Genomic DNA, 7872 nt, shown 5'->3' with positions numbered 1-7872 from the left:
CGCCCTGCCCCGTCGCGGTCGCGCCGCCTAGTTTTACACTCAGATCAACCGGCCATGGCCCGCTGCCGATGCCCGAGAACCGCGCAATGGGCCCCACCACGCCGGACACGCTGAACGGTGCCGCGCCGAGAATCGCCGTGGCTTTTATATGCAGCGGGGCGGTGGGCGAATCCGCTGTTCCGGTCAGGTTCGGTAGGGCGATAATGGTTGGCGTGGGGGTCTTGATCGTGAGCCGCCCGTTTTCGATTTCCACAGCCTGCAGAGCGAGCTGATAGCCATGGAACTTATCCGGCGTCATGGCCGCTGCGGGTTGCGCGGGGGTGAAATCCCAGTTCGATAAGCCGCCCGGGCCGCGTTCCAGCACGATATCAGGGCTGACCAGCACCAGTTTAAGGATGTTCAGGCGGCGCGAGAGCAGGGGCAGCAGTGCGATCCTGGCCTCGACGCGCTTGAGTGTCAGCATCTGGGCGCTGGCGAAACCGGGCGGATCAGAAAGACTTATGCCGCTGGCCTCAATGACCGGATGAAGCGAAAGCTGCATGGTGAGAGGCCCGCTCAGGCGCAACTGCCGGCCGGTTGCCTGGTCCACGGCCGCGATGATTTCCGGGGCATAACGGTTCGGGTCGAAGCGTTCCACCAGAACCAGAATGCCTGCCGCCGGCAAGGCGGCGAGCAGCAGGGCGCCAAGGGCGGCCCACCGCCACGGGCTCATCGTCCGGCGCCGCGGCTTGGCCGTATTTTCGCTAGATTGGGTCATTCAGGGTGGCAGATAGTCGGTTTTACGCAGTTATACGAGTGCCAAGCTTGTGAAGTGCCAGGACTCGCGCTAGACGGCGCGGCTTGATGTTGGTATCGCGCGGGGCGGTCAAGCTGGCCGCGTCCCGGCGGCTAAGCGGGCGTGGTGAAATTGGTAGACACGCCAGATTTAGGTTCTGGTGGCGAAAGTCATGGGGGTTCAAGTCCCTCCGCCCGCACCAGGTTGTGGTTTTGTTGTTGATTTTTGAGGAGTTTTTCGTCGATGCAGGTTACCGAAACGCTCTCCGACGGCTTGAAGCGCGGCTTCACGGTCGTGGTTCCCGAACCCGAACTTGCCGCCAAGCGTGAGCAGCGTTTGGCCGAACTTGGCAAAACCATGCAGATGCCTGGTTTCCGGCCGGGCAAGGTGCCGATGTCGATGGTTCGCAAGCGCTATGGCGATGCCGTGGCCGCGGAAATCGTGGAAGGCGCGGTGAACGAAGCTTCCGACCGTCTGCTTTCCGAGCGCAATCTGCGCCCCGCGATGCAGCCGAAGCTGGAAGTGACCAAGCCGGGGCAGAACGCCGATCTCGAGTTCACCATGGAACTTGAGGTGCTGCCCGAAATCACGATTCCCGAACTCGGCGGCATTACGCTGAGCAAGCCGGTGGCGGCTGTTACCGACGAAGCGGTGAGCGAAGCCCTGGCCAAGATGGCCGAGCAGCGCAAGAGCTATACCCCGGTTGAAGAGCCTCGCCCGGCGGCGGCTGGTGAGCAGCTGACGGTGGATTTTATCGGCCGCATTGATGGTGAGGCTTTCCAGGGCGGCACTGCGTCGGATGTTGCGGTGGTCGTGGCCGGCCAGGGTTTCATTCCCGGCTTCTCCGAGCAGATGGAAGGCATCGCCCCCGGCGAGACGCGCACCATCACGGTTGATTTTCCCGAGGATTACGGCGCCAAGGAACTGGCCGGGAAGAAGGCTGAATTCGAAATCACCGCCAAGGCGCTCGCCGTGGCGCAGGTTCCGGCGATTGATGATGAATTCGCCAAGGGGCTTGGGCTGGAGTCGCTGGAAGACCTGCAAAAGAAGGTCTCCGAGCAGATTGGCCGCGAATATGAGCAGATGACGCGCCTGAAGCTCAAGCGCAGCCTGCTCGACGCGCTGGCTGAACGTGCGCATTTCGAGGCGCCGGTTTCACTGGTTGATGCCGAGTTCGCTGAGATCTGGCGCCAGGTGGAGCAGGAAAAAGCCGCGGGCCGCGCCGATCCGGAAGACGAAGCCAAGGATGAAGAGACGCTGAAGGCGGAATATAAGGCAATTGCCGACCGCCGGGTGCGTCTTGGCCTGCTGGTCGCGGAAATCGGCCGCGCTAATGCGGTGACGGTCTCCGATCAGGATCTCCAGCGCGCCATGTTCAACGAGGCGATGAAGTATCGCGAGCAGGCGATGCAGGTTCTGGAGTTCTTCAAGAAGAACCCGCAGGCGCTCGAGCGCTTCCGTGGCCCCATTTTTGAGGACAAGGTGGTGGACTTCCTGCTTGAGCGCATCACCCAGGAAGAAACCAGCGTGAGCCCGGAAGAGCTGGCGGCTGACCCTGAATCTTAATACGGGACTAGACGCGCGCGTTTGATCCACTAACTTAGGTTCATGACGTTCCGTTCCGCCCGCGCCGCGGCCTTATGAAAGGCGCGGTGCGGTGCCGGGGCGAGCGGTTAGATAGAACGAGGAATTCAGAGTATGTGGGATCGGGATCCAGTCGAGGTCTATAATAATAACCTCGTGCCGATGGTGGTTGAACAGACGGCGCGCGGGGAACGCTCCTACGATATTTATTCCCGCCTGTTGAAGGAGCGGATCATTTTTTTGACTGGTCAGGTCTATGATCAGGTAAGCTCGCTGATTTGCGCGCAGCTGCTGTTCTTGGAAAGTGAGAATCCCAACAAGGATATATCTTTCTATATCAACAGCCCCGGCGGTGTTGTGTCCTCCGGCCTCGCGATTTACGACACCATGCAGTATATCCGCAGCCCGGTCAGCACCGTCTGCATTGGGCAGGCGGCGTCTATGGGCAGCCTGCTGCTCTGCGCGGGCGCGCCGGGCAAACGCTTTGCACTGCCAAATGCCCGCGTCATGGTGCATCAGCCCTCCGGCGGCGCCCAGGGTCAGGCCACGGACATCGAAATCCAGGCCCGTGAAATCCTTAATCTGCGTAAGCGGCTGAACCAGATCTATGTGGATCACACTGGTCAGCCGCTTGAGGCGATTGAGGCCAAGCTGGAACGCGATTCCTACATGTCGGCGCAGGAAGCCAAGGATTTCGGCATCGTGGACGACGTTGTGAAAAGCCAGCCGCCATTGAGCGAAAGCCCGGCAACGCCGCCCAGCCCGCAGGAAACCGCGCGATAAGCGGAGATTTGCTCATCAGGCGCTTTTCTGCCGAATTCAGCCCTGAACGTGAATTCAGGGTTGAATTTCAGATGCCTTTGATGCCTCTGATCCCCGGACCTGGCGAAGGCCGGGGGTTAACTTTCTGAATTATTTTGGTTTTTCTCCCGTATATGCCGGCGCTTGTGTGCTCCTGCGCAGGGGGCTAATCTTTTCTCTTATATTTCGCGCTGTGGAGTGGTTATGAGCAGCAAATCGAGCGACACCAAGAACACACTGTATTGTTCCTTTTGCGGGAAGTCGCAGCATGAGGTCCGTAAGCTTATCGCGGGTCCGACCGTCTTCATCTGTGATGAATGCGTCGAGCTTTGCATGGATATTATCCGCGAGGAGCACAAAACCCATCTTGTGAAGTCGCGCGATGGCGTGCCGACGCCGCGTGAAATCTGCAAGGTGCTGGATGATTATGTGATCGGCCAGGGACATGCGAAAAAAGTGCTTAGCGTGGCGGTGCATAACCACTACAAGCGGCTCTCGCACGCGACCAAAAATAATGACATTGAAATCGCAAAATCCAACATCATGCTGGTTGGCCCCACCGGCTCGGGTAAAACCTTGCTGGCTCAGACGCTGGCCCGCATTCTCGATGTGCCTTTCACCATGGCCGACGCGACGACCCTGACCGAGGCCGGGTATGTGGGCGAGGATGTGGAAAATATCATCCTCAAGCTGTTGCAGGCGGCTGATTATAACGTCGAGCGGGCGCAGCGGGGGATCGTTTATATCGACGAGGTCGATAAAATAAGCCGCAAGTCGGACAATCCCTCGATCACCCGCGATGTGAGCGGGGAGGGGGTGCAGCAGGCTCTGCTGAAGATCATGGAAGGCACGGTTGCCTCGGTGCCGCCGCAGGGTGGGCGCAAGCATCCCCAGCAGGAGTTTCTGCAGGTTGATACCACGAACATCCTCTTCATTTGCGGTGGCGCCTTCGCCGGGCTGGAGAAGATCATCGGGCAGCGCGGCAAGGGGTCGGGCATTGGCTTTGGCGCTGATGTCCGTAGCCCGGATGAGCGGCGCACCGGGCAGATTTTGCGCGAGGTTGAGCCGGAGGATTTGCTTAAATTCGGCCTGATTCCGGAGTTTATCGGCCGTCTGCCCGTGGTTGCCACGCTTGATGACCTGGATGAGACTGTGTTGATTGAAATTTTGACCAAACCGAAGAATGCCCTGGTCAAACAATACGGCCGCCTGTTCGAGATGGAGGGCGTTAAGCTCACCTTCACTGACGAGGCGCTTAAAGTCGTTGCCGGCCGGGCGATCAAACGCAAGACCGGCGCGCGTGGCCTGCGTTCGATCATGGAGGGTATCCTTCTGACAACCATGTTCGACCTGCCGGGTCTGGATGGCGTGGCGGAGGTTGTCATCAGCGGGGATGTGGCCGAGGGCCGGGCCGAGCCGCTCTTTCTGTATGCGGAGAAGCGTGCGGAGACGGCGTCCTGAGGCGAGGGGCTGGCCAAATTGAGGGGTGGCAGGTCTTGCAGGTCTGCCAAACCAAACCGATATGTCCATTTGTGGCCGGAGACCGGCGCCGTGTGCTGTGCCTGTAAGGGCAGCGCATGAGGCTTAAAGGAACCCATTATGTCTGACGTTACAAAGCCTGCCCCCCTCTCCGATACCCTGGCGGTCCTGCCGCTCAGGGATATCGTAGTATTCCCGCATATGATCGTGCCGCTCTTCGTTGGGCGCGATAAATCTGTGCGGGCTCTGGAGAGCGTGATGAAGGAGGATAAGCAGATCCTTCTGGTCGCGCAGAAGAATGCCGCGCAGGATGATCCTTCCGCGGAGGATATTTACAAAGTTGGAACCATTTCCACGGTTCTGCAACTGCTGAAGCTGCCTGACGGCACGGTAAAGGTGCTGGTGGAAGGTATAAGACGGGCGCGGATTACGAGCTTCAAAGAGACCGAAGATTATTTCGAGGTTTTTGCCGATCCGATTGAGGATCAGGCGGATGACGAAAAAGAGGTCGAAGCGCTTGGCCGCACCGTTGTTTCGCAGTTTGAGCAGTACATCAAGCTCAACAAAAAAATTGCGCCCGAAGTTTTGGTCTCCGTTAACCAGATCGACTCGCCATCCAAACTGGCGGATACGGTTGCCAGCCATCTGGGTTTGAAAATCTCCGATAAGCAGGAGCTGCTGGAACTTGGCAGCACGAGCGAACGGCTTGAGCGCGTGTTCAACCATATGGAATCCGAAATCGGGGTGCTCCAGGTTGAAAAGAAGATCCGCAACCGCGTGAAGCGGCAGATGGAGAAGACCCAACGCGAGTATTACTTGAACGAGCAGTTGAAGGCGATCCAGAAGGAGCTGGGTGAAGGCGAGGACGGCAAGGACGAAACCGCCGAGCTTGAAGACAAAATTAATGCCACCAAGCTCTCCAAGGAGGCCCGCGAAAAAGCAGTGGCAGAGCTGAAAAAATTGCGCAGCATGAGCCCGATGAGCGCGGAAGCGACGGTCGTGCGCAATTATCTGGACTGGATTCTGGGCATCCCCTGGAAGAAGCGCAGCAAAATCAAGAATGACGTGGTCGAGGCCGAGCGCGTGCTCAACGCGGATCATTATGGACTCGAGAAAATCAAGGAGCGAATCGTCGAGTATCTGGCGGTGCAGTCGCGCAGTCCCAAGCTGCGGGGGGCGATTCTCTGCCTCGTCGGCCCGCCGGGTGTCGGCAAAACCTCGCTGGGCAAGTCGATCGCCAAGGCCACCGGGCGTAATTTTGTCCGCATGTCGCTGGGCGGCGTGCGCGATGAAGCTGAAATTCGCGGTCACCGGCGGACGTATATCGGCTCCATGCCGGGTAAGATCATCCAGGGAATGAAGAAGGCCAAAACTTCTAACCCCCTGTTTTTGCTTGATGAAATTGATAAGCTGGGTGCTGACTGGCGCGGCGATCCGTCATCGGCCCTGCTGGAGGTGCTGGATCCGGAGCAGAACGCGAGTTTTGCCGATCATTACCTGGAGGTCGATTACGATCTCTCGGATGTCATGTTTGTCACCACGGCGAACAGCCTGAACATGCCTCAGCCGTTGTTGGACCGTATGGAGATCATCCGTATTCCCGGTTACACCGAGGATGAGAAGGTCGAAATCGCCAAGCGGCATCTGGTGTCCAAGCAAGGTGAAGCGCATGGGCTGAAAAAGGACGAATGGTCCATTACGGACGATGCGCTGCATGAACTGGTCCGCACCTACACGCGCGAGGCCGGTGTTCGTAACCTTGAGCGTGAAATCGCCACCATTGCGCGCAAGGCGGTGAAGGAGATCGTAACCACCAAGACCAAGAAGGTTACGATCAGCAAGCGCAACCTGGAGAAATTCTCGGGCGTTGCGAAATACCGCTATGGCGAGACGGAGGCCGAGGACATGGTCGGCGTCGTCACCGGCCTGGCCTGGACCGAGGTTGGCGGAGAAATTCTTACCATTGAGAGTGTGCTGCTGCCGGGTAAGGGCACTATCAAGCAGACCGGAAAGCTTGGCGATGTCATGCAGGAGAGCGTGCAGGCGGCTTATTCCTATGTCCGCTCGCGCGCTGCCCAGTTTGGGATCAAGCCGCCGTTTTTCGATAAGCGCGATATCCATGTACATGTGCCGGAAGGGGCGACCCCCAAGGATGGCCCGTCAGCCGGCATTGCGATGGCGACTTCGATTGTCAGCGCCATCACGGGGATCCCGATTCGCCGTGATATCGCGATGACGGGTGAGATCACCCTGCGCGGCCGGGTGTTGCCAATTGGTGGTTTGAAGGAAAAACTTCTGGCTGCGTTGCGTGCCGGGATTACCACCGTCATCATCCCCAAGGACAATGAAAAGGATCTCATCGAGATCCCGGCCAACGTCAAAAAAGGGTTGACGATCATCCCTGTCTCCCATGTCGATGAGGTCATCGGGCGCGCGCTCAGCCGCAAGCCTGAACCGATTGATTGGGAAGATATAACCGATGAGATCGCCGCGGCACCCGCTGACATCAGGGCGGCATCCTTGCCGCACTAACAGCCGTTATTTGACGGGCGCACCTCAAGTTAGGTATCTACTGGCGTTACTATCACCGATGACCCACCTGCATCTAACGCTGGATGCAGGTGGGCGTTTTTTGCATGATCCACAACAGGGAGTTTTACCCGTGAATAAGAACGATTTGATTGCCGCTGTCGCTGACGAGACCGACATCACGAAGGCCAAGGCGGCTGAGGTGGTAGACGCCGTGTTTGGTGCGATCGAGAAGACGCTGAAGGCGAAAGAGGAAGTGCGTCTGGTCGGTTTTGGTACATTTGCCACCGCCGAGCGCGACGCTTCCAAGGGCCGTAATCCGCGTACCGGCGAAGAAATTGATATTCCCGCCTCCACCTCGGTTCGTTTCAAGGCCGGCAAAACCTTGAAGGATGCGGTTAACTAATTTTGTCCTGGTGGACGGCGAGAGCCGTCCTCATTTTAAAAGTTTGGGCGGTTAGCTCAGCGGTAGAGCGTCTCGTTTACACCGAGAGGGTCGGCGGTTCAAACCCGTCACCGCCTATTCCTTCCTTGAATTTCCTCGGTTTTTTCTTCCTGTGTTGTAATTTTTGGTGTTGCGGCCGTCTTGAATAGAGTTTTGCGCATCATGCGCTTGACGATGGTCACATAGCCCTTTACACCGCCGCTTACTGAAATGCGGGTGTAGCTCAGTTGGTTAGAGCGCCGGCCTGTCACGCCGGAGG

General features: G+C 58.2%; 7 protein-coding genes and 2 tRNA genes. 7 read left to right on the top strand and 2 right to left on the bottom strand.

From position 1 onward, the window contains the following. The coding region (locus HKL97_RS08295; RefSeq protein WP_291424264.1) for an AsmA family protein at positions 1-712 on the bottom strand (712 nt) is incomplete at its 3' end. A gap of 180 nt (positions 713-892) precedes the next feature. Between HKL97_RS08295 and HKL97_RS08290 the strand changes: the two genes are divergently transcribed. From HKL97_RS08290 to HKL97_RS08260, 7 genes are all read left to right on the top strand, one after another. Further along, positions 893-977, top strand: a tRNA-Leu gene (locus tag HKL97_RS08290). A 41-nt stretch (positions 978-1018) separates the two neighbouring features. Beyond that, entirely contained in the window at positions 1019-2341 is a 1323-nt protein-coding gene (gene tig, locus HKL97_RS08285) for a trigger factor (RefSeq protein WP_291424261.1), read from the top strand. Between the two features lie 132 nt (positions 2342-2473). Next, a complete protein-coding gene (gene clpP / locus HKL97_RS08280; protein WP_291424259.1) occupies positions 2474-3142 on the top strand; it encodes an ATP-dependent Clp endopeptidase proteolytic subunit ClpP in 669 nt (222 codons plus the stop codon). 222 nt (positions 3143-3364) lie between these two features. Beyond that, complete coding sequence (gene clpX, locus HKL97_RS08275) at positions 3365-4621, top strand: ATP-dependent Clp protease ATP-binding subunit ClpX (RefSeq protein WP_291424257.1); 1257 nt, start codon at positions 3365-3367, stop codon at positions 4619-4621. Between the two features lie 138 nt (positions 4622-4759). After that, positions 4760-7171, top strand: a complete 2412-nt coding sequence (lon, locus tag HKL97_RS08270; RefSeq protein ID WP_291424255.1) for an endopeptidase La — start codon at positions 4760-4762, stop codon at positions 7169-7171. 130 nt (positions 7172-7301) lie between these two features. Beyond that, entirely contained in the window at positions 7302-7574 is a 273-nt protein-coding gene (locus tag HKL97_RS08265) for an HU family DNA-binding protein (RefSeq protein ID WP_291424265.1), read from the top strand. Between the two features lie 45 nt (positions 7575-7619). Next, a tRNA-Val gene (locus HKL97_RS08260) sits at positions 7620-7691 on the top strand. Here the strand turns inward: HKL97_RS08260 and HKL97_RS08255 are convergent. Further along, a partial coding sequence (locus tag HKL97_RS08255; protein ID WP_291424253.1) for a hypothetical protein occupies positions 7682-7872 on the bottom strand: 191 nt, incomplete at its 5' end. The genes HKL97_RS08260 and HKL97_RS08255 overlap by 10 nt on opposite strands.

Source organism: Acidocella sp. (assembly GCF_013044125.1).
Classification (GTDB): Bacteria; Pseudomonadota; Alphaproteobacteria; order Acetobacterales; family Acetobacteraceae; genus Acidocella.
This window is presented reverse-complemented; position numbering and strand designations above follow the sequence as displayed.

Excerpts from the sequence above, each read along its gene's own strand:
- tig (WP_291424261.1), top strand. The coding sequence starts at position 1,019 with ATGCAGGTTACCGAAACGCTCTCCGACGGCTTGAAGCGCGGCTTCACG.
- clpP (WP_291424259.1), top strand. The coding sequence starts at position 2,474 with ATGTGGGATCGGGATCCAGTCGAGGTCTATAATAATAACCTCGTGCCG.
- clpX (WP_291424257.1), top strand. The coding sequence starts at position 3,365 with ATGAGCAGCAAATCGAGCGACACCAAGAACACACTGTATTGTTCCTTT.
- lon (WP_291424255.1), top strand. The coding sequence starts at position 4,760 with ATGTCTGACGTTACAAAGCCTGCCCCCCTCTCCGATACCCTGGCGGTC.